This is a genomic window from Arhodomonas sp. KWT (genome assembly GCF_010993615.1).
Genome location: NZ_WNXE01000104.1, coordinates 1 through 2,036, shown reverse-complemented (window position 1 = coordinate 2,036; position 2,036 = coordinate 1). Strand labels below are relative to the sequence as shown.

Annotated in this window: 2 protein-coding genes; both read left to right on the top strand. The window is 68.7% G+C overall.

Features of this window, described 5'->3' with window-relative positions:
- Positions 1 to 247 precede the first annotated feature (247 nt).
- Entirely contained in the window at positions 248 to 1,387 is a 1,140-nt protein-coding gene (locus G7A99_RS13380) for an HlyD family secretion protein (protein ID WP_205599849.1), read from the top strand.
- A partial coding sequence (locus G7A99_RS13375) for a DHA2 family efflux MFS transporter permease subunit (RefSeq protein WP_163140906.1) occupies positions 1,384 to 2,036 on the top strand: 653 nt, incomplete at its 3' end. The genes G7A99_RS13380 and G7A99_RS13375, both read left to right, overlap by 4 nt.

Here is a 2,036-nt window from a genome sequence, read left to right as displayed (position 1 = left end):
TATGCCCTCGCGCAAGGCCGTGTAGATCGCGTCGCTCATCGCACCCTCCGTGTGGCCCCCACCCAGCATAACCGGCAATCGGCGTGTTTGCCCGGCCTCAGCCGGCGCACCGTTCTGTTAGCTTCCTAACAATGTTTTTGCTATCCTAACCGGTTCGGGCGTACGCCCGAATCTCCCGGATTCCCCAGGCAGGACGCCACCAGCAACGCTGGATTGACCGTCCCAGACCCCGGAGAACACAGCCACCATGCCCGGACCCATGCGTCTTCTGCGACGTCTCCTCCCGCGCCGGCCGTCGCGCCGGGGCCTGCGTACCCTGCTGCTGCTCGTCGTGCCGCTCGTGGCGGTCGTCGTCGGCAGCGGCTTCTACCTCCTCGGGGGGCGCTACGTGACCACCGAGAACGCCTATACCGGCGCGGACAAGGTGATGATCTCGCCCCAGGTGCCCGGACCCGTCACCGACGTGGCCGTTCACGAAAACGACGCCGTCGACGCCGGCACACGGCTATTCACCATCGACCCGGCGCCCTACCGCGCCGCCGTCGACAAGGCCGAGGCGACCCTGGCCAACGCGCGCACCCGCATCAGGACACTCAAGGCCCAGTATGCCGAACAGGCCCAGGCGCTGGCGGGCGCACGTCACGACCTGGACTACGCCCAGCGCGAATACGAGCGTCACCAGCGACTCGCCGAGCGCGGCGTCAGCTCCGAGTCCGAACGCGACCGCTACCGCCACGAACGCAATCAGGCCCGGGACAAGGTGGACCAGCTCGAGCGTGCCCTGCAGCGCATCCGCGCAAGCCTCGCCGGCGACCCGGACATCCCGGTGGAGCAACACCCCGATTACCGCGCGGCCGCAGCGGCCCTGAAGTCCGCCCGGCTCGACCTGCAGCACACGCAGGTGACCGCGCCGTTCGCCGGCCGCGTCGCCAAGGTGCCCGATCCGGGGCAGTACGTGACCCCCGGCGGCAGCGCCATGGCGCTGGTGGCGAGCCACAATGTCTGGGTCACGGCCAACGTCAAGGAAACCGCGCTCACCCATGTGAAGGCCGGTCAGGCGGTAACCCTGTACGTGGACACCTACCCGGACGTGCACTGGAACGGTCACGTCGAGAGCATCGCCCAGGCCACCGGGGCGGAGTTCTCCGTGCTGCCAAGCCAGAACGCCACCGGTAACTGGGTCAAGGTGGTCCAGCGCGTGCCCGTGCGCATCGCCATCGACGACGGTCCCTCGGACCGGCCGCTACGCGCCGGCCTGAGCACCGAGGTGAAGATCGACACCGGCTGGCACCCTCGCGGCCCGGCATTCCTGCAGGGGGTCGTGGCCTGGGCACGTGACGCGGTGGCGCCGGCCGTCCACGCCGGGACCATCGACGGCGATCGATGAACGAGGCGGCCGCGACGCCCCACCGCGGCCTGGTGACGGTCTCCATCATGCTGGCGACCATCATGCAGGCCCTGGACACCACAATCGCCAACGTCGCCCTGCCCCACATGCAGGGGGCGATGTCCGCGACCGAGGAGCAGATATCCTGGGTCCTGACCTCCTACATAGTGGCCGCCGCCGTGGCCACACCGCTGACCGGTTTCCTGTCCGCGCGCTGGGGCCGCAAGCGGCTGTTTATCGCCTCGGTGGCCGGCTTCACCGTCGCCTCCGTGCTCTGCGGCGTCGCCCAGTCGCTGGATGAGATCGTGCTCTTCCGCCTGCTCCAGGGCATTTTCGGTGCCGGGCTGGTACCGCTGTCCCAGGCTGTACTGCTGGACACCTTCCCCCGGGAGCGACACGGCTCGGCGATGGCGATGTGGGGTATCGGGGTGATGGTCGGGCCGATCCTCGGTCCCACCCTCGGCGGTTACCTCACCGAGTACTACAACTGGCGCTGGGTATTCTTCATCAATCTGCCTTTCGGACTGCTGGCGCTGGCGGGGATCCTCGCCTTCGTGCAGGAGACACCGCGGCAGGACCGGCGTTTCGACGTCTTCGGCTTCGCCCTGCTCGGGATCGCCATCGGCGCCCTCCAGCTCATGCTCGACCG